The 18,666-nt window shown below is 63.3% G+C and carries 14 protein-coding genes; 6 read left to right on the top strand and 8 right to left on the bottom strand.

Going from position 1 to position 18,666, the window contains the following annotated elements:
- Positions 1–2: 2 nt before the first annotated feature.
- Positions 3–1,025 carry a tonB-system energizer ExbB gene (gene exbB, locus G8E10_RS06290; RefSeq protein WP_281517424.1) on the bottom strand — a complete coding sequence of 341 codons (1,023 nt, stop codon included), beginning with the start codon at positions 1,023–1,025 and terminating at the stop codon, positions 3–5.
- Between the two features lie 156 nt (positions 1,026–1,181).
- Positions 1,182–3,647 carry a ComEC/Rec2 family competence protein gene (locus tag G8E10_RS06285; RefSeq protein ID WP_281517423.1) on the bottom strand — a complete coding sequence of 822 codons (2,466 nt, stop codon included), beginning with the start codon at positions 3,645–3,647 and terminating at the stop codon, positions 1,182–1,184.
- 331 nt (positions 3,648–3,978) lie between these two features.
- Between G8E10_RS06285 and gltA the strand changes: the two genes are divergently transcribed.
- Positions 3,979–5,268 (top strand): citrate synthase, encoded by a 1,290-nt coding sequence (gltA, locus tag G8E10_RS06280; RefSeq protein WP_167127851.1) that lies wholly within the window; start codon positions 3,979–3,981, stop codon positions 5,266–5,268.
- A 156-nt stretch (positions 5,269–5,424) separates the two neighbouring features.
- Here gltA and G8E10_RS06275 read toward each other — a convergent pair whose 3' ends face one another.
- The gene (locus tag G8E10_RS06275; protein ID WP_167127848.1) at positions 5,425–7,320 is read right to left on the bottom strand and encodes a L,D-transpeptidase family protein; all 1,896 of its coding nucleotides are present in this window, start codon (positions 7,318–7,320) and stop codon (positions 5,425–5,427) included.
- Between the two features lie 509 nt (positions 7,321–7,829).
- On the opposite strand from G8E10_RS06275, the gene fumC reads away from it, so the two are divergent.
- Positions 7,830–9,221, top strand: a complete 1,392-nt coding sequence (gene fumC, locus G8E10_RS06270) for a class II fumarate hydratase (RefSeq protein WP_110798831.1) — start codon at positions 7,830–7,832, stop codon at positions 9,219–9,221.
- A 310-nt stretch (positions 9,222–9,531) separates the two neighbouring features.
- Positions 9,532–10,602, top strand: coding sequence for a GGDEF domain-containing protein (locus G8E10_RS06265; protein ID WP_110798830.1), 1,071 nt, complete (start codon positions 9,532–9,534; stop codon positions 10,600–10,602).
- Positions 10,603–10,725: 123 nt separating this feature from the next.
- Here the strand turns inward: G8E10_RS06265 and G8E10_RS06260 are convergent, their stop codons facing one another.
- The 3 genes from G8E10_RS06260 to G8E10_RS06250 are packed head-to-tail and all read right to left on the bottom strand — an operon-like array spanning position 10,726 to position 12,924.
- Positions 10,726–11,304: a nucleoside 2-deoxyribosyltransferase gene (locus G8E10_RS06260; protein ID WP_110798829.1), complete on the bottom strand. Its 579-nt coding sequence runs from the start codon at positions 11,302–11,304 to the stop codon at positions 10,726–10,728.
- A 34-nt stretch (positions 11,305–11,338) separates the two neighbouring features.
- Positions 11,339–12,526: a low temperature requirement protein A gene (locus G8E10_RS06255; protein WP_425530819.1), complete on the bottom strand. Its 1,188-nt coding sequence runs from the start codon at positions 12,524–12,526 to the stop codon at positions 11,339–11,341.
- Complete coding sequence (locus G8E10_RS06250; RefSeq protein ID WP_167127845.1) at positions 12,523–12,924, bottom strand: gamma-butyrobetaine hydroxylase family protein; 402 nt, start codon at positions 12,922–12,924, stop codon at positions 12,523–12,525. The genes G8E10_RS06255 and G8E10_RS06250 overlap by 4 nt, the downstream gene beginning before the upstream one ends.
- 255 nt (positions 12,925–13,179) lie before the next feature.
- Here G8E10_RS06250 and moaA point away from each other — a divergent pair, with 255 nt between their 5' ends.
- The 3 genes from moaA to mobB are packed head-to-tail and all read left to right on the top strand — an operon-like array spanning position 13,180 to position 15,327.
- The gene (moaA, locus tag G8E10_RS06245) at positions 13,180–14,169 is read left to right on the top strand and encodes a GTP 3',8-cyclase MoaA (protein WP_425530826.1); all 990 of its coding nucleotides are present in this window, start codon (positions 13,180–13,182) and stop codon (positions 14,167–14,169) included.
- 1 nt (position 14,170) lies between these two features.
- Entirely contained in the window at positions 14,171–14,815 is a 645-nt protein-coding gene (gene mobA, locus G8E10_RS06240) for a molybdenum cofactor guanylyltransferase MobA (protein ID WP_343289705.1), read from the top strand.
- Positions 14,812–15,327: a molybdopterin-guanine dinucleotide biosynthesis protein B gene (gene mobB, locus G8E10_RS06235; protein ID WP_167127842.1), complete on the top strand. Its 516-nt coding sequence runs from the start codon at positions 14,812–14,814 to the stop codon at positions 15,325–15,327. Before mobA ends, mobB begins: the two co-directional genes overlap by 4 nt.
- Before the next feature lie 9 nt (positions 15,328–15,336).
- Here mobB and G8E10_RS06230 read toward each other — a convergent pair whose 3' ends face one another.
- Both G8E10_RS06230 and G8E10_RS06225 read right to left on the bottom strand, forming a co-directional pair.
- A complete protein-coding gene (locus G8E10_RS06230) occupies positions 15,337–16,071 on the bottom strand; it encodes a polysaccharide deacetylase family protein (RefSeq protein WP_167127839.1) in 735 nt (244 codons plus the stop codon).
- A gap of 122 nt (positions 16,072–16,193) precedes the next feature.
- Positions 16,194–18,491, bottom strand: coding sequence for an OmpA family protein (locus G8E10_RS06225; RefSeq protein WP_167127836.1), 2,298 nt, complete (start codon positions 18,489–18,491; stop codon positions 16,194–16,196).
- Positions 18,492–18,666 lie beyond the last annotated feature (175 nt).

Genomic DNA, 18,666 nt, shown 5'->3' with positions numbered 1-18,666 from the left:
GTCTACCTCGCCCGTGCGACGGGCGTTTCGCCCTGCTTGATGGTGTCGGCCAGCCGTGGCGCGGTGCGGCGGGCCAGGCGGAAATCGAGGTCGCGGCTGACGAGACGATCGACGGCTGCGGCCGTGTCCGCGAGAATCAGGCGGTAGCCGGCGATGGAGCGAGCGAAGTAATTGTAGATGACCACAGCCGGGATCGCCGCGACAAGACCGATCGCCGTCGCCAGAAGCGCCTCGGCGATGCCGGGTGCGACGATGGCAAGGTTCGTGGTCTGGGCCTGGCTGATGCCGATGAAGGAATTCATGATGCCCCAGACGGTGCCGAACAGGCCGACGAAGGGCGAGATGGAGCCGACGGTGGCAAGCACGCCCGTGCCGGACGCGATCTTCTTGCCCGCACCGGCTTCGATGCGCTGAAGGCGCGAGGCGACGCGCTCCTTGACGCCTTCACCCGGCACGAGATCAAGGACTGGCTCGGATTTGGTCAGTTCCTGACCTGCCGCCGTCAGCATCGCCACTGCCGGTCCGCTGCGAACTGCACCGTTTTCGGACGCGTCACGCAGGCCTGTCGCATCGGTGAGATGGGCGAGCGCACGGCGCAGGCGCGCCTTGGCTGCCGAGAGTTCGAAGACCTTGAAGACGAGAATCGACCAAGTGGCGACCGAGGCGAGCGCCAGCGCGATCATCACGCCCTTCACCACATAGTCAGCCGCCAGGAACATGCCGACCGGCGACAGATCATGCGGCAGCGCCGGGTTGGCGCCGTCTTCAGCGGTGAGCTCCTGAAGTTCCGTCGGGGGCTCGTCGGGCGCAGGCGTGGCCGGAGCCGTTTCGGATGCCGCCGGTGTCGTCGTCTGTGGCGCTGGTACCGATGCGGCGGGATCGGTGGGCGTCAGCTGGGCCGAAGGCGCCGGCTCCGTGGCGGGTGCCGGAGGGGCAGCCGTCTGGGCGTAGCCCGGCAAGGACATCGCGAGGGCCCCCATCAGGGCGGCGGCGAAAAAGGGCGTGGAAAACTTGCGGTTCGACATGATCCGTCCATCTCAAGCGATCCATCCGTGCCAAGTGGCGGAGGATGATCTCGGGCGCCGGCCGCAGCCGGTTTCGTCACCTCTGTGACGTCGTTCGCGCTCTCATATGACAGAGACGGTGTGGAAGGCAAGATTTGTAGAGTGTTTTGATCATGATTATTCACCGACGGCAGACTCGAGGGCTTCGCCGCTGGCGGGCGCATCGTCTAGAAACGAATCGAGCCGCCAGTCATAGGCGCGGTGGCGCTGCCACGGACGGCTGAGCCCATCCATCGCCGGGACGATCCGTCTGCCGTCCGGCGCGCTTGAGTCAGCGTAGATTTCGAGCGCGCCCGTTTTCCGGAGCATGCGGGCGCCGGCGAGGAATGCTCCGGACCGGCAGGTGGGAAAGGCAAGGCTCGCGGATGTCACGACGAGATCGGCGAGATCGCAGGCCGCACCCACGAGCCTTCGATCCTCCACCGTCACGACGACCCAACCCTGACGCGACGTCGTGGCACACCATTGTTCGGGGACGCAGGTGAAACGGCCCTTTTCGCCTTCGCCAATCAGCCGGCTGAGAACAGCGCGGGCTGCGGAGGGTTCGAAGGCAGGCCGGTTCCGCCTGTCGGTGGTCGGCGATGGCGGCTCGGGCAGAGCGAGATCGATCCGGGCAGTCGGTGCATCGTGTCTGTCCAGACGGAGCGCCCGCGTCCACTGGCCATAAATGAAGGCGGGTGGCCGGGTTCGATTGCTGGCGCCGGCCGTACCGTCGATGATCGCGGCAAGCCGTCCGTCCTCGGCGATCACCACAGCCGGACGTTCGGACGGAGCAGCGATGGCAATACAGAGGCCAAGGATGGCGAGCCCGAGACCAGCGAGCGCGAGTCGCGTTCGCAATAGGCAGAGAACAACACCTCCGATGGCGATCAGCGCGAAGGCCGCGTGCGGCAGGCGCCCGGTCATGATCTGGCCACCCAGCGACGAGACGAAGCGGGCGACCGCCAGCATAACCTCCAGCCCGTATCCCATCACGATCAGCGGCAGGGTATCGAGCCCGAGCGGCATCAGCAGCATCGCGATAAGCCCGGCCGGCATCACCACGATGCCGATGACAGGCATGGCCAGCATATTGCCAAGCAGGCCATAGGCCGGCAGCTGGTTGAAGTGGGCTGCGGAATAGATCATCGTCGAGACACCACCGATCAGCGAGCTGAGAAACAGGCCCGCGAGGAAACCGCGAATGCCGGCAAGCATTTCGTTTCCCTCGCGCCGGCCGGTGGGCACCTCGCGCTCCCGCCAGCGCGCATAGCCGGCGACGAGCGCCAGCGTTGCGGCAAAGGACATCTGGAACCCGGGACCGGACACGGCGGACGGGTCCACCGAGAGGATCACGAGCGCTGCGATGGCGACATTGCGGAGGCTGATCGAAGGGCGATCGAAGAAGACGGCGACGAGCATGATGACGATCATGATCCACGACCGGACCGCGGAAACGGCACCTCCGGAAATCAGGATGTAGAAGCACACCATCAGCAGAGCCCCGGCCGCTGCGATTTTCTTGATCGGTGCGCGGTGCGCGAGGCCGGGCACAAGGCTGAGACCCGTTCGCAAGCCGACCAGCAGCGTGCCCGCGGCCAGCACCATATTGAGCCCCGAGATCGCCAGCACATGGCCGAGACCGGAATTTCGCAAGGCGGTAATGCTGTCGCGGCTGATCGCTCGCTCCTCCGCCGTGACCAGAGCCGCCGCAATGGCGCCCGCATCCCCGGGGATCGTCGTACGGATCCGGATACCGATCGCTTCGCGCCAAACAGCCAGGCCGGCCCAGCCCCTATCGATCAAGGACACATTGCCCGTCTCTCGGCCGCCGGCATCAGCAACGACCTGCGGTTTTCCATAGGCATAGCCCACGGCACCAATGCCTTTGAAGAAGCTGTCGAAGCCGAAATCGTTGAGGCCAGCGAGTGCGGGACCGGAGGGAGGCGAAAGACGCGCCCTGCCCTTGATGACATCGCCGACCTTCGCCGCGCCACCGTTGCGAACGACGAGCGTCAGGGTCGTCGGCGGCCGCCGCAGCGTCGGCGCCTCGGTGCGCTGAAGGGCGACGATGTATCGATAGGCATTTCTTCCGGCGATCTCCCGGCTCAGGATTCGCCCTGTCATCGTCGTCGTTACCGGCGAGTCCAGCATGACGGTGGCCGTCCGGGCGGTCTCGAAGGCCGCCGATGTCGCGCCCAGCAGCAGGCCCGTTGCCATGAGCACGACCAGACGCACCCATCCGGGCCGCGACAGGAGCACGCCACTCGCCATGCAAAAAACACATGCCAGCACTGCAACATTGACGAGACCGGGTGGATCGCGTGCGGAAAACCAGAGAAGAGCCCCCAAGGCAATCAGCAGCGGCAGGAAGAGAAACGGATGCCCGAAAGCCGCCTCCTCTTCCCAAGCCGCGCGGCAACGATCCGGCCAGGTGGAAGGGCGCAGCCGCAGGGCGGCGATCCGGCGACCTTGTGCGCGCATCGAAAGCTGCGGAAATCGCGGGAAACTCCGGTTGGCCGGGGACGAGACGACCAGCGGGCGTTCCTCAGAACGCGGCTCATGAAGAGCGCGATCGGCCCAAGGCGGGCGGACGTCCGTCATCGTTTCGGGCACCTTACGCATCACATGCATGCCCCCTCTCACCACCGTCGGAAAATGTTGCAGAAAACAGACCGATTTACAATTTCGAGTTACTGCCTAATTCTTCATCATGTCGCCGATCAAGCGCGGAAAGCCGCGACTTTCCTATGCAGCTGCGATTGGAACTGCCGACAATCCATGCAACTATCGCGCCGCAAGATGTTTATGCTGCATCGCAAAACGTAAGCCCCCGAGCGCTTGGCAGGGGGTATCAAATGCGGTAGCACTGAGGCAACAACGATGAATTGCGGCACGCTTTCGTGCCGTTTCGGTGCAAATGGAGGATCGCTATATGGCAGGCAAAAGCGCAACGGTGACGGTCAACGATAAATCGGTCGAGCTGCCGGTGCGGTCCGGGTCCATCGGCCCAGAGGTCGTCGATATCGGCACGCTCTACAAGCAGACGGGCCAGTTCACCTACGATCCGGGCTTCACGTCGACCGCGTCCTGCGAGTCCAAGATTACCTATATCGACGGTGACGAAGGCATTCTTCTCCACCGCGGCTTTCCCATCGAGCAGCTCGCCGAACAGGGCGATTTCCTCGAGGTCTGCTACCTTCTTCTCTACGGCGAACTGCCGACCAAGACGCAGAAGATCGACTTCGATCACCGCGTCACGCACCACACCATGGTGCACGAGCAGATGTCGCGATTCTTCACCGGCTTCCGCCGCGATGCCCACCCGATGGCTGTCATGTGCGGCTGTGTCGGCGCGCTTTCGGCTTTCTATCACGACTCGACGGATATCACCGATCCGCACCAGCGTATGGTTGCAAGCCTGCGCATGATCGCAAAGATGCCGACGCTCGCCGCTATGGCCTACAAGTACCATATCGGCCAGCCCTTCGTTTACCCGAAGAACGACCTCGATTACGCATCGAACTTCCTGCACATGTGCTTTGCGGTTCCGTGTGAAGACTACAAGGTCAACCCGGTGCTCGCACGCGCCATGGACCGAATCTTCATCCTCCATGCCGACCACGAGCAGAACGCATCGACCTCGACGGTTCGTCTCGCCGGCTCGTCGGGCGCAAACCCCTTCGCCTGTATCGCGGCCGGCATTGCCTGCCTCTGGGGCCCGGCTCACGGCGGCGCCAACGAAGCGGCTCTCAACATGCTGGCGGAAATCGGCACGGTCGATCGTATTCCGGAATATGTCGCCAAGGCCAAGGACAAGAACGATCCGTTCCGTCTGATGGGCTTCGGTCACCGCGTCTACAAGAACTACGATCCGCGCGCCAAGATCATGCAGAAGACCACGCATGAAGTGCTGGCCGAACTCGGCCACAAGGACGATCCGCTGCTGCAGGTCGCCATGGAACTCGAGCGCATCGCGCTGACCGATCCCTACTTCATCGAGAAGAAGCTCTACCCGAACATCGACTTCTACTCGGGCATCACGCTGAAGGCGCTCGGCTTCCCCACGACCATGTTCACCGTGTTGTTCGCGCTGGCTCGCACCGTCGGCTGGATCGCGCAGTGGAACGAAATGATCGAGGATCCGGAACAGCGCATCGGCCGTCCGCGCCAGCTCTATGTCGGCGAACCGAAGCGCGACTACATCCCGGTTTCCAAGCGCTGACATTCAACATTTCGTTGAAAGACAAGCCGCGGGTTCACAGCCCGCGGCTTTTTCGTATCCGCCTTCGGATGAAGACTCACGCACACGAAAAAGCCGGCCCGTTCAACGGGCCGGCTCGGATAAGACTTTGCAGAGGGGCTGGCGCGATGCGAAGGCTCAGCCTTCGATGCGGCGGACCTGGCGTGTCGCGTCGAACGCGCGGTTCATGTACATGTCGCGATCGTAGACATCGTCGAAATAGGCGATGCGCCCATCCTTGTCCGGCCACGCCGTGAAGTAGGCGACGTAAACGGGGATGCGGCCGGGAACCGAGACGCCCTTGTTGCGGCCGCCGGCGATCTGCTTGGCGACATCGTCCACTGTCGTGCCGAGCACGGCAGCGGCCATGCGGCGGGGATCGGCGAGCCGGACGCAGCCATGGCTGAGCGCCCGCATGTCCTTCTTGAAGAAGCTCTTGGACGGCGTGTCGTGCATGTAGATCGCATGCGCGTTGGGGAACAGGATCTTCAGTTCGCCAAGCGCGTTGTCATCAGACGGCGGCTGGCGCACGGAGACACCCTTGGTGGAGCCGTACCAGTCGACGTCGTAGGACGACACGGCGCGGCCGGCGACTTCCACCTGATAGCCCAGACGATCGAGATAGCCCGGATCGCTGCGCAGCTTCGGCAGCATTTCGTTGATGATGATCGACTGCGGCACGCCCCAATAGGGGTTGAACTCGACGGTCTGGATCTGGTCTTCGAAGAAATACGTCTGGTTCGTCTTCGAACCGACGACGACGCGCATGTTGAACTGCTCAACGCCCGCGTCATGATAGGACGCCGTGAAGGCCGGCTGGTTGATGAAGACGTAGCGGCTGCCGAGGTCGGCGGGAAGCCAGCGAGCCTGCTCCATGGCGATGCGGAGCTTGGCGATCTTGTCGGCATTGCTATCGCCGCCGCTCAGGATACGGATCGAGGCGCGTCCGACGATGCCATCCGGCTTCAGGCCGTTTTCCTTCTGGAATCCCTCGACCAGCGCCACGAGATCGGGCGTATAGTCCTCGCTGCCCTGATAGGCGGCGAGTGTCGCGGCATGGTCCGTTTTCAGCGCATCGGACCCCTTTACCTTGATGGCAGCGACGACAGCCGGCATGCCGGGATCGGCGATACCCGGCTTCAGGAGCGTACCTTCCGGGATCTCGATGCGCGGCTGGCCGTCGGCAGTTGCCTCCAGCCGCTTCAGCTCGTCGCGAAGGGCGGTGAATTCAGGGTTGGACGGCGTCTGCGTCGCCAGGAAGGCAGCGACATCGTGGCTGGCGGCGATGACGCGCAGTTTGCCAGCGAGGTTGACGTCCTTGCGCTTGAAATCGTGGTAGCCGGAGATCGCATTCGGATCGATACGACCGCGAACCGTATCCTGCACATAGGTCATTACGGCCGCGCTCAGGCGGATCTCGAAGGAGACAAGGGATTTTTCACGGGCGGCCATATCGGTCGCATCAGGCGTTTCCGAGGGAAGCGTGACGGCGTAATCCTGGGGATCGAGCCCGATGCTGGCGGCATCCGCCAGTACGGCCATGGCGGCACGCGCGCGGTCGTTCACGCCGGCGGCGTCGATCCAGATCAGCGCATCCGTCCCGGCGTAATAGGCCTCGATCGTCTTGGCGACATCGGGAGCCGCATAAGCGGTGACGGACGGCATGTAAGGCCTGATATCGCTGAGCGGCGTCGTGTTGCCGGTCGATACCAGATCGGGGCGGAGCGAGCCGGTGACGACCGGATCGACGAGGCGATCGGTCTCGATGCGGCGTGGGGCTTCAGCCTTGTAGGTGTAATATTTGGGGCCGACGACACGGGGTGCCGGCGATGACGAGGCGCTCCGCCTGGCCGGTGCGGACTGCTCCTGAGCGGGAGCCGGAGCAACCTCAGGCAGGGTCTGAAGGGTCTCTGGCGCGCGGTTGCGACGGAACAGGTCCATCAGCGTCATGGCGTCGGCATGACCGACGTGGAGCGTGGTCAGGGCGCACCCCGACATGAGGGTGACGATCGCTGCTGTCTTCTTCAATGTCATAGCCGAACTTTCCGTATCGCAGTGCCGCCTCATGGCGGGTGGCGCCCGATGCCGTTCATGTCACCAAGCATCCGACTTATAAGAAATGTTGGTGAATGAAAAGGAAACGCGCTTGGCGGAATCAGGCGGGTACTTACGGAAAAAACCCGTCTCGACGAAGAGTGGAGCAGGTCAAGAAACTGATAGTTCTTGCTTTTCGCCTTGATGGATTTACAGCGCCGGCCGTGATTATTTTCGGCATGCGGCCAAGGGTTTTCGAGAGACATTCAGCCTGTGTTACAAAAGGCACAGAAAGCGCCTCCGAGCCGCTGTCACCGGGACGTGTCGAGTTCCTTCACCGCCCGGGATCTTTCAAACGATTGTACGGCCGGCAGCCCTCTCCTGCCTCTTTACAACCGGGCGGCTCCTGGGCCACAGAAGACGCCAGCCCGGCCGGGCCTTGTCGCGGCCGGCTCCGGGGATCTTGCAGCGCTCGACGGTGCCGCATCAGACGAAGCAGGGAAGAGACGATGACAGCCACCCGCACGGAAACAGATACATTCGGCCCGATCGAGGTCCAGAACGACCGCTATTGGGGCGCACAGGCCCAGCGTTCCCTCGGCAATTTCAAGATCGGCTGGGAAAAGCAGCCGCTATCCATCGTGCGGGCCCTCGGCATCGTCAAGCAGGCGGCGGCCAAGGCCAACATGGCACTGGGACGCCTTGACCCCGCCGTCGGCGAACCGATCATCCGCGCTTCTCAGGAAGTGATCGACGGCAAGCTCGACGATCATTTTCCGCTCGTCGTCTGGCAGACCGGTTCCGGCACGCAGTCGAACATGAACGCAAACGAGGTCATCTCGAACCGGGCGATCGAACTGCTCGGCGGCGTCATGGGCTCCAAGAAGCCGGTTCACCCGAACGACCACGTCAATATGAGCCAGTCGTCCAACGACACGTTCCCGACCGCCATGCACATCGCCTGCGCGGAACGCGTGGTGCACGACCTGCTGCCGGCACTGAAACATCTGCATGTGGCGCTTGAGGCCAAGGTGAAGGCCTTCGACCACATCATCAAGATCGGCCGCACGCATACGCAGGACGCAACCCCGCTGACGCTCGGCCAGGAGTTCTCCGGCTATGCAGCGCAGGTGGCCTCCTCCATCAAGCGCATCGAGATGACTCTTCCCGGCCTGCAGGAACTCGCCCAGGGTGGCACCGCGGTCGGCACCGGGCTCAATGCCCCGATCGGCTTTGCCGAAAAGGTCGCCGAAGAGATCGCAGCGATCACCGGCATCGCCTTCACCTCGGCGCCGAACAAGTTCGAGGCGCTGGCCGCTCACGATTCCATGGTGTTCAGCCATGGCGCCATCAATTCGACGGCAGCCGCTCTTTTCAAGATCGCCAACGATATCCGGCTTCTCGGCTCCGGTCCGCGCTCGGGCCTCGGCGAGCTGTCGCTGCCGGAAAACGAGCCGGGCTCCTCGATCATGCCGGGCAAGGTCAATCCGACGCAGTGCGAAGCGCTGACCCAGGTCTGCGTTCAGGTCTTCGGCAACAACGCCTCGCTGACCTTCGCCGGCAGCCAGGGCCATTTCGAGCTGAACGTCTACAATCCGCTGATGGCCTACAACTTCCTGCAGTCCGTCCAGCTGCTAGCGGACGCCGCCGTATCCTTCACCGACAACTGCGTCATCGGCATCGAGGCGCGCGAAGACAACATCAAGGCGGCCCTCGACCGTTCGCTGATGCTCGTCACGGCGCTGGCGCCGAAGATCGGCTACGACAACGCCGCCAAGATTGCCAAGACCGCTCATAAGAACGGGACGACGCTCCGCGAAGAAGCCGTCGGCGGCGGCTATGTGACGAACGAGGAGTTCGATGCTGTGGTTCGCCCGGAAACGATGATCAGCCCTTCGTGATGGCGATCATAGCCTGATCCACTGAAACGAAGCATGCGGCCGCTTGCGGACGAGCGGCTGAAACGATTGCCTCAAAAACCTTGCTGGTCTCCAGCAAGGTTTTTTTGTGCGCACGCGAAGCTCCGGTCTTGATGGGTTAAAGAATGTTTTGAACAATTGTTAAACTTTCTCTCATCTTTTCCTCCCTAGAATACGCCATTGCAGAACGCCTCCTCCGATCGATCGAGAGGCACACCTGCAGCCAAGTGCGTTCGCGGAGCGACAATGACGTCGTTCCCGATGCCAAGGTCAGGAAAACAGGAGGGCGTTCGTGCAGCCTGCGACATCACCCAAGGGGCAAGCTCCGGATATTGCGGCGCAGGTTACCTTTGCGATGCGGATCATGGGCATTGCCCCGATCCCGCGCAATTACGAGCTCTATTACGAAGCCTATATCGGCTCGAACCCGCGCCTGACGAAAGAGCTCGCTGCTCTCGGCAGCAAGGCCACGCAGGAAGAACTGGACGAGATCGGCGCCCGCTACTTCGCCCATATCCATCACGCTGCCGGCGTCGAGCGCGCGCATAGCCGTCTTGCCGCGCAGTTGAACGACCTCCTGGCCCTGATGCGCGACGAGCAGTTCGCGCTCGAGAGCTACAATCGGGTCCTCGGGGAAGCCGCCGACAACATCAACAACAAGAGCGCTGCGAGCGTCGAGATCCTTCGCAGTGCGGTGACGCTGCTCTCCCGCGCCACCGAAGACACGATGAGCCAGGGCAAGGAACTGGCCGAGAACGTCTCCCTGAAATCGGTGGAGATGGATGTCATCCGGCAGGAACTGGACGAGTACAAGCGGATCGCCAACACCGATTCTCTCACCCGCCTTGCCAACCGACGAGCCTTCGACGAAAAGCTGTCGTCGGTCTACAATTCGGATCAGATCAAGACCTATACCGGGCTTCTGATCGCCGATATCGATCACTTCAAGAAGGTCAACGACACGTTCGGCCATCCGGTCGGCGACAAGATCCTCGCGACGGTCGGCACGGTCATCCGCTCGAACCTGCGCCGGGAAGCCTTTGTCGCGCGCACCGGCGGCGAAGAGTTCGCGATCATCCTCAACGACCAGACCGTCGAGGAATGCGTGCAGGTCGCCGACCGCATCCGCACGGCGCTGGCCAACACGCCGTTCAAGAATTCGAAGACGGGCGTGAACTACGGCCCGATCACGCTATCCATCGGTGTCTGCCAGGCCTCCCTCGCGGAAGACCCGGTCGATCTCTACAACAAGGCCGACGTGGCGCTCTACTGCGCCAAGAACGCCGGGCGCAACCGGACCATGCTGTTCGAGGACGGCATGAAGAAGGACACCGGCCGCAACTGGCTTCTCTATCGCCGTTAGAGCGCCACGCGTCATTTATGACGCGCTAAGATCGCTCTAAGACATGAAATTTGCTACATAATTTTATCCTCAAGCCGATTCCGGCTTAAGGAATTATGCAGTGAGATCGATCGAGGACGACGGTCAGGCCGTCGTGCCCTGCTGCTCGGCGAGCAGGCGAAGGCATTCCTCGAAGGCAGCAAGATCCGTGTAGAGAGCATCGGCCGCCGCATTCCCCACCACCAGCGCGCCACCGCGCGCGGCAATGCCGCCGTCCAGCATCAGATTGTCCGCCATGTCGAAGTTCTCTATGGAGATACCGTCGGGCCCGCGATGCCGGCCATCGGTCGTCTCACGAATCTCGCCGCCATAATAGGCCGAGCAGCGGTCATAGTGAGATCGGGCAATGTTCGTATAGGCATAGACCAGCTTGCCCTGCGCGCACATGAAACCGACCTCGAAAGCCGTGCCGACATCGGCGGCGACGCCGCGGAACGGGGTGAGGTTGGCGATGACGGCATCGGCCGCACGCATCATCCCTTCATTGACCTGGCTGATCGCAAGACCCATGCCGAACTTCGTCTCGGCCGGAGGGATCGCAAGATCGCCTGGGCTCAGCGGCTCGAAGCCTGCAGCCCTCGCGCGCTCCGCCTTGAGATCCAAGATCTCCCGCGCGTTGGGCAGGAAGACTTCGGGGCCGGCGAGGTAGACTTTCAGGGGCATTGTTCTTCCAGTTCCAGATGGGTTTGATGCGGGTTCAACGCACGGATTTGAGCGTCAGGTATTCCCAGACGGCGACGATGACGAGAATGATGAAGGAGATGATCAGGAGGACGTGCGGCTCGACCACGAAGGCGAGCGGTGCCGCGAGCACCAGCAATCCTATGCCCGCGAGATGCGAGACCGACAGGCCCGGTGCGACCGAACTCTTGATCCAGACATTGCCAGCGAGAAAGACGATGGGGCCACCGATGATGGCGCTGGCCGTCTTCAGGTCGATCGCGCCATGCGGATGGGCGAGCACGAATTCGTCGGCGACGGCGCAGAGTATGATGCCTGCGACCACGGGGATATGGGCGTAGGTGAAGATGGTGCGCGCGACTTCGCCGGGCGACTCGTCGCTCTCGATCTGCGCAGCCGCTCGTTCCTGCCCGAACCGGAAATAGATCCACCACATCGTGACGGTCGACCCGAAGCTGCTGACGGCGAGAACGAAGACGAGCGGCGTCACCTCCATTTCGGCAAGCGTGCGGCCCGTTACGAGAATCGTTTCGCCGAGACAGATCAGGACGAAGAGAGCGCATCGCTCGGCCATGTGTGCACCAAGCACGTCCCAATCGTCGAACTCGGAACGGCCCAATCCGGGCACCCGGAAGCCGACGGCAGGCGAGACATATTCGATGGTGAGCGCAGCGATCCAGATGAAGAGCTGCGCTTCGCCGCCGATCAGGGCGCCTGCGATCCAGAACACGCCGGAGAGGATCAGCCAGCAGGTGATGCGCAGGAAATCGCGCGCGTTGTCGGGGCTGTGCCCGTGCATCGCATAGACGGTGAACAGCGACCGGCCGACCTGCATGGCGACGTAGGAGATAGCGAACAACAGCGCCTTATCGCCGAAGGCGTCGTTGATCGCGGTCGATAGCAGGAGGGCGCCGAACATCAGGGCGAACAGCATGGCGCGAACCGGCATCCGGTCCGGATCGAGCCAGTTCGTGACCCAGGTGGTGAAGATCCAGACCCACCAGACGGCGAGAATCATCAATAGCGCTTCGAGCGCACCCATAAGGGAGTAATGACCGGCAAGCGTGTGCGACAACTGGATCAACGAGAAGACGAAGACCAGATCGAAGAACAGCTCGGGAAACGCGACCTTGTCGTCCTCTCCCTCACGACGCTCCCGCATCCAGCCGGCCCGATCCCGCAGCGACTGGAAAAGCGTGCTCATCGCGCCGCGTCCTCATTCGTAGCCTGCCCGCTGCGAACGGGGCCGCGGTCGAGGCCTTTGGCGCTCAATTCCTGTTCGTAGGCCGCGAAGGGCGTGGCACCGTCGATGCTGAGGTCCCGCAGGTAGGTCCAGGTGAAGATGCCGGTGTCGTGACCATCATCGAAGGCGATCCGCACGGCGTAGTTTCCCGTCGGCGTCATCGCGGCGATGGCGACGTTGCGCTTGCCGGGCACGGTGACCTTCTGGCCCGGACCATGGCCCTGGACTTCCGCAGATGGCGAAAGCACGCGCAGCATTTCGGCGGGAAGGACGCCGGCGACACCGTCATTGAAGGTCACGGTCAGCGTCCTCCGGTCCTTGGAGACACGCAATTCCTTAGGCCAGATCTCGCTCGTCATGTCCGTCCCTCCGCGCCCGTTACGCCCGTGCGCCAGCCACCGCTTGATTTTTCAGAGACCTAGCGCAGTTTCCCCCTCAAGGAAACTGACACGCCCATCATTGCAGGCCGCGAACCACAGCCGGCCTTGACGCATCTCGTCCCAGGCACGATGTTTGTGGGCAGGACGACGGAGACGCTTGTGAACACCATCATCATCGACAGACGCCCGATCGACAAGCGCGGAGCCGTGGCGCTCGTAAACTCCACCGCGCCGATGATCGATCCGTTCGGCCGGGCGGTCACTTACCTGCGCGTCTCCGTCACCGACCGCTGCGATTTCCGCTGCACCTACTGCATGGCGGAGAACATGAATTTCCTGCCGAAGAAGGATCTCCTGACGCTGGAAGAACTGGAGCGCATCTGTTCCGCCTTTATCGAAAAGGGCGTGCGCAAGCTGCGGCTGACCGGTGGCGAACCGCTGGTGCGCAAGAACATCATGCATCTCGTGCGGGCGCTGGGCAAAAAGATCGAAGAGGGAACGCTGGACGAGCTGACCCTGACCACCAACGGCTCGCAGCTCGCGCGCTACGCGCAGGAACTGGCAGACGCCGGCGTGAAGCGCATCAACGTGTCGATGGATACGCTCGACCCGGTGAAGTTCCGGGAGATCACCCGCTGGGGGGATCTGTCGAAAGTGCTGGAGGGCATCGATGCCGCGCAGGCGGCGGGCATCCACGTGAAGATCAACGCCGTCGCCCTCAAGGGCTTCAACGATCTCGAAATTCCCGACATGATTCGCTGGGCGCACGGTCGGGGCATGGATCTGACGCTGATCGAGACCATGCCGATGGGAGAGGTCGAGGAGGACCGGACGGATCGCTACATGCCGCTGTCCGAGATGCGCGACCGGTTGGCGAAGATCTTCACTCTGACCGACAATGCCTATGCGACCGGTGGCCCGGCGCGTTACATGACGGTCGCGGAAACCGGCGGACGGCTCGGCCTCATCACGCCGATGACGCATAATTTCTGTGAAAGCTGCAATCGGGTGCGGCTGACCTGCACGGGCACGCTGTACATGTGCCTCGGACAGAACGATGCCGCGGATCTGCGTGCCGCCGTCCGCGCATCTTCGGAAGACGCGCTTCTATCCCAGGTGATCGACGAGGCCATCGGCCGTAAACCGAAGGGCCACGATTTCATCATCGACCGCACGCAGAACCGCCCGGCCGTTGCGCGGCATATGAGCGTAACAGGCGGCTGACGTGACTGCAGATGTACCGCGAGCCATCCTCGGCGTCGTGCTCGCCGGCGGCCTGTCGAGCCGAATGGGGCGTGACAAGGCCGCCCTGCCCCTTGGTGGAACACCGCTCGCCATACGCGCCCTCGAGCGGCTGCGGCCGCAAGTGACCACCCTCGCCTTCAACGGCGCTCCCGTCTTCCCAGGACTGGCCCCGGATATCGAAACCATCCCCGATGCGGTGCCGGGGGCGTTCGGTCCGCTTGCGGGCGTTCTCGCCGGGCTGCGTCTGGGGCAATCCCGCGACATCCCGCTTGTCGCCAGCGTTCCCGTGGATGCTCCATTTTTCCCGCATGCATTCGTACGCCGGCTTCTCGAAGCCCTCGAAGAGACGAACAGCGTGATCGCCGTGGCGGCATCCAGGGACACCCTGCATCCCGTCTTCGCACTTTGGTCCTCTTCGCTTGCCGACGATCTGGAGCGCTTCATCGCAACCGATGCCAAGCGACGGGTCCGCGGCTTCATCGAGCAGCATGCGCATGTCGTCGTCGATTTCACGGCGACGGGAGATGCCTACGGGGATATCGATCCCTTCACGAACATGAACAGGCCGGGAGATGTCGAGATGATCGAGCGGATGCTTTCCCGCGCGGAGACCGCAGAGCAATGACCGCACCGAAGATATTCGGCATTGCCGGCTGGAAGAACTCCGGAAAGACCGGGCTTGCCGTGAGGCTGGTGACGGAACTTACGGCGCGGGGTTACACGGTTTCCACTGTGAAGCACGCTCACCACGATTTCGACATCGACAAGATCGGCGCCGACAGCTGGCGGCATCGCGAGGCAGGTGCGCATGAAGTGACGATCGTCTCGGGCACCCGCTTTGCGATTATGCATGAGCTTCGTGGCGAACCGGAGCCGTCTTTCCAGGCCATTCTCGCGCGTCTCGCGCCGTGCGATCTCGTTCTCATCGAAGGTTACAAGCGCGAACCGATCCCGAAAATCGAGGCGCGACGGCTGGAGGCGAAGAACCGCGAGCCGTTGGCGCCCGGCGACCCGCACATTCTCGCCATCGCGGCCGATCACGCCGTTCCCGACGCAGGCCTTCCGGTGTTCGATCTCGATGATACCGGCGTCATTGCGGATTTCGTGGAGGCGACCTGCGGGCTCAAGCGTCGGTGAGACGACGCGTCAGTTGACGGTCGCGTTGCTGCCTTCCTCATGGACGGCGTCGAGCCGCACGAACTCGTATCCTTTTGCCTTCAAGGCGAGGATACCCGCCGCAACGCCTTCGCCGGCTGCATGTGTCGGCTGGTTGATATGCGAGATGATGACGTCGCCATCATGGGCGTTGGCGATCCGCCGCGTGGCCATCCTGGCGCCCAGAAGCGATCCGTCGTCGCCGTTCAGCGAGTAGCCCGCAACATCGAACCCGAGGGCCCGGATCTGCGCGATCGAGGATGCCGTGTACTTCGCGGTGGCGCCGCGAAACCAGTGGGGCTGTGGTGCGCCGCTGGCGACCAGCGCATTCGCTCCGCCCATGACTTCGGCCTCGACAGCCTGCGCAGAGCCGGCCGAGGCAATGCCGTAGACCGGGACCGGACGATCGATGGCCGGCACGTGCATCGCACCGTGGTTTTCCAGCTCGAACAGATCGGCATGAGCCCGGAAGATCGCGAACGTCTCCGCGTTCCGCTTCAGCCAGCGCTCCGTGATGAAAATCGTCGCCGGGATGCGGTTTTCGATGAGGACGGAGATGATGCGCTGGTCGGCCAGCCCCATGCAGGCGTCGAAGGTCAGTGCCACGCGCGGTGTCTTGCTGCCTGCCGCGATATGCAGCTTCGGTTCCAGCAGACCGTCGTGGGCCAAAGCCGGGGCAGCCAAGCCGAGGGCGGCGAGGAGCGGCAGGAGGAGAATCGTTTTCATAAGACGTCCAGACGAAAAGAACCCGGCGCGACAAGCACCGGGTTCTTCATCTTCAGGGCCTTGAACATGGCAAATTCTGGGCAGGCGGCCATGTCTGGCTACCTGCCCCTCACCTCAAAACCTTACTTCTGTGCGACAGGCCGGACGAGCGGGGTGACGCGGCGAATGGTGACGCGGCGGTTTTCCTGCTCGGCTTCCGACGTGCGGACCTTGAGGAATCGCTCGCCGTAACCCTGTGTGACCAAGTTTTCCGGCGGGATCTCGTAGATGTCGGTCAGAAGTGCGGCGACCGATTCGGCCCGTTCGTCGGAGAGAACGAGGTTCGACTGGTCGGAGCCAACCGCATCCGTATGACCTTCGATCAGGAAGGTCTCGCCGGGATCCTTGTCGATCACCTCGATCATCGCGTCCGCGACCTTGCGCAGGGTCTTTGCCTGCGACGTCGGGACCTCGGCGCTACCCGTGGCGAAGGTGATCGTATCGAGATCGATACGGCGCACCTTGTCGCGGATGCGGGCGGAGTTCCGGACTTCATCCAGCGAATAGGTCCGCTCGACCCGTTCGACCGGCGGCTCGGCCAGGAAGTCGTAGTAGTCGCGATCCGGATCCGTCGAGGTATCGATGATGTAGTCGCGCACCGGCACCGTCAGGCGCATGGGCGGCAAATCCTCGCCGACATCGTAACGCGGCGGGCGCTTTTCTTCGTCGACTTCCGGCGCATAGACCATCAGGTACTCTTCGCCATCGCTATTGATGCGCGTGCGCTGGATGACGTCGCCGTAGCGATTGTAGATCGTCACGACACGCATGCCGTTCGGACGCTCGATGACCTCGCGGGTTCTGCCACGCGGCAGTTCCTCGTAATAGGTCTCGCGGGCATCGCGGCGCAGGCGCGGACGATCGTCGCTCCGCACGACGATCTCGTCGCCGAAATCGAGCACGGTGCGGTTGTTGCGCTGCTCCTCGATCCGCGGACGTTGACCCGTCAGCGCATCGATCAGATCGCCGGCATCGAATTCCGGCGCCCGGTCGATGCGGCGGCCGCGCTCGTTGTTGGCAGCGTTCAGCTCTTCGCGATCCGGCCGGCGTTCGCGGTGCTCCGACTGGGCGTCGGCATCGGTGCGCGGCGGCGGCTGGTTGTCGCGTTCCTGGCGAACCTGTTCACGCTCGCGACGGCGGCGGTCCCGGGTGTCTTCGTTGCCGCGATTGTCGGCATCCTTGTCGCTGTCGAGCACGGCGGCACCGTTCTCGACCGGCAGGACGACCGTTTCATCGCTCTTCGACGGGTCGCGCGCCAGCTTCTCGCGTTCTTCACGCGAACGCTTGTCCACGACGTCCCGCGCGGGACGATCCCGGTTGGCACCGTTGTCGCCCGCCTGCGCAGGATCCGTGGCGTTCGGCTCGCTGCCCGGGCGTGCCGGATCCTCTGCCTGCTGACCTTCGGCCTCGCGCTGCTTGCGGCGCTCGGCGCGGATGCGAGCCCGCTCTTCGTCGGTCATGTCGCCGGCAGCTGGCTGCTGGTCGCCAGTAGCGGGCTGCTCGGCATTGTCGCCCGGCTGGGCCTGCTGGTCGCCATTCTGTTGTCCGTTGAGGCGTTCCGCCTCACGCTTGCGGATGCGCTCTTCACGCTGCTGCTTGCGTTCGGCGGCATCCGGTGCGTCGGCGTCCTGCCCCGTCTGGCGCGGCCGGGTCGCATCGAGATCGGATGGCTTAATCTGCTCTTGCGTGTCGGCGCCGTCCTGCTTCTTTTGCTGTTCGGCCTCGCGCTGCTTGCGACGCTCTTCGCGGCTCTGGCGTGGCGCCTGACCATCGAGATCCGGCATCGGCTGGCCCTCGGGCTGTGCCTGCTCGCCGTTCTGCTTCTGCTGCTCGGCCTCACGCTGCTTGCGGCGTTCCTCGCGGCTCGGTCGCGGTGTCTCCTCGCCCGAAGGCTGGGCCTGCGGCTGTTCGCCGTTCTGCTGCTGCTCGGCTTCTCGCTGCTTGCGGCGCTCTTCACGGCTCGGGCGCGGCGTATCCTCGCCGGCAGGCTGGGCCTCGGGTGCCGCCTGCTCGTTGTTCTGCTGCTGTTCGGCCTCGCGCTGTTTGCGACGCTCCTCGCGGCTCGGGCGGGGCGTGTCGTCGCCCGAAGGCTGTGCCTGCGGCTGCTCTTCACCCGATTGCTGCTCGGCGTCGCGCTGCTTGCGGCGCTCTTCGCGGCTTGGGCGGCCTTCGCCACTCTCAGACGGTTCCGCCTGCTGTTGCGGCGCCGCATCCTGCTGCCCTTCGGCAGGCCTGCGCTTCCGGGGCAACTCTTCTTCCGGATCGGCCTGCGCCACCTGGAACGGCTTCATCTGCGCGTCGGCCAAGGCCGGCTGCAAGCCTATGGTCATCGTGAGCAACGGCATTGCTACCGTTGCGAAAAGCTTGGATCGAATGGTCATGGTGTCTCCTCCTGAGAGAGATCCCGTTCTTGTTCTTGTCAACCGGCACCGATGATCCGGGCCGGTATGTGTTTGAACGCCGCGTAACGGACGGTCGCAACTGTGGCTGCGATCCATGGCCAGAGCGGTAGCAACAAGCGCATGAATTGGCGATGAATGCCGCGTTCACCCGGCG

The sequence above is a fragment of the Ferranicluibacter rubi genome, from assembly GCF_011603255.1.
Taxonomy (GTDB): Bacteria; Pseudomonadota; Alphaproteobacteria; order Rhizobiales; family Rhizobiaceae; genus Ferranicluibacter; species Ferranicluibacter rubi.
Note: the sequence above shows the minus strand (reverse complement) of the source record. Positions and strands in the feature narration are given on the sequence as shown.

Excerpts from the sequence above, each read along its gene's own strand:
- exbB (WP_281517424.1), bottom strand. The coding sequence starts at position 1,025 with ATGTCGAACCGCAAGTTTTCCACGCCCTTTTTCGCCGCCGCCCTGATG.
- G8E10_RS06285 (WP_281517423.1), bottom strand. The coding sequence starts at position 3,647 with ATGACGGACGTCCGCCCGCCTTGGGCCGATCGCGCTCTTCATGAGCCG.
- gltA (WP_167127851.1), top strand. The coding sequence starts at position 3,979 with ATGGCAGGCAAAAGCGCAACGGTGACGGTCAACGATAAATCGGTCGAG.
- G8E10_RS06275 (WP_167127848.1), bottom strand. The coding sequence starts at position 7,320 with ATGACATTGAAGAAGACAGCAGCGATCGTCACCCTCATGTCGGGGTGC.
- fumC (WP_110798831.1), top strand. The coding sequence starts at position 7,830 with ATGACAGCCACCCGCACGGAAACAGATACATTCGGCCCGATCGAGGTC.
- G8E10_RS06260 (WP_110798829.1), bottom strand. The coding sequence starts at position 11,304 with ATGCCCCTGAAAGTCTACCTCGCCGGCCCCGAAGTCTTCCTGCCCAAC.
- G8E10_RS06255 (WP_425530819.1), bottom strand. The coding sequence starts at position 12,526 with ATGAGCACGCTTTTCCAGTCGCTGCGGGATCGGGCCGGCTGGATGCGG.
- G8E10_RS06250 (WP_167127845.1), bottom strand. The coding sequence starts at position 12,924 with ATGACGAGCGAGATCTGGCCTAAGGAATTGCGTGTCTCCAAGGACCGG.
- moaA (WP_425530826.1), top strand. The coding sequence starts at position 13,180 with ATGATCGATCCGTTCGGCCGGGCGGTCACTTACCTGCGCGTCTCCGTC.
- mobB (WP_167127842.1), top strand. The coding sequence starts at position 14,812 with ATGACCGCACCGAAGATATTCGGCATTGCCGGCTGGAAGAACTCCGGA.
- G8E10_RS06230 (WP_167127839.1), bottom strand. The coding sequence starts at position 16,071 with ATGAAAACGATTCTCCTCCTGCCGCTCCTCGCCGCCCTCGGCTTGGCT.
- G8E10_RS06225 (WP_167127836.1), bottom strand. The coding sequence starts at position 18,491 with ATGACCATTCGATCCAAGCTTTTCGCAACGGTAGCAATGCCGTTGCTC.